Annotated in this window: 1 protein-coding gene; it reads right to left on the bottom strand. The window is 32.1% G+C overall.

Annotation, left to right across the window (positions count from 1 at the left end; translation table 11 throughout):
• Positions 1–108: 108 nt before the first annotated feature.
• A partial coding sequence (locus ABES02_RS27860) for an HNH endonuclease signature motif containing protein (protein WP_430141063.1) occupies positions 109–558 on the bottom strand: 450 nt, incomplete at its 5' end.

Here is a 558-nt window from a genome sequence, read left to right on the forward strand (position 1 = left end):
TTTTCCCCCTGTTCACACCGTACGTGAAACTTTCGAATCATACGGCGTTCCAACTAATCCAATTTATTCGTTCTATGTATTAAGCAGACGAGTGCTGTTTTTCCAAAGTTAGATTATTTCATTTAGACATCTTATCCGTAGCTTATTTACTTTTTCTTTCTGCTTACTAGTTAGCTTTAAGGATTGTAAAAGAGTTTCTATTTTGACTTTATCTTTTAGATGAATTAATTGATGAATTGCTTTATGAACAATAATTAAATTTGAATAACTATCATCTTTCGAAAGAAAATAAGGATTTATGTGATGACAATGCCATTCATGAATCCCTAACTCTTCTCCTAATATCGCACATTTGCCATATTGGGCAATAAATTTACTGATTCGATTGTCGTTATATTCAATAGATCTGTTTGGAATATAATTTCTCATGATGTAAGAAAGCATATTTTTATTAATAGCCTTTAAGCTATTATGAATTTTTGCTCTACCTTCGGCAGTAAAGTTACATATTACTTGGGAGAATCCAAGTGTCTTTTTCCACCGTTGTGCGTGGATGGG

The sequence above is a fragment of the Neobacillus pocheonensis genome, from assembly GCF_050477905.1.
In the GTDB taxonomy this organism is placed as follows: Bacteria; Bacillota; Bacilli; order Bacillales; family Cytobacillaceae; genus Neobacillus; species Neobacillus pocheonensis_A.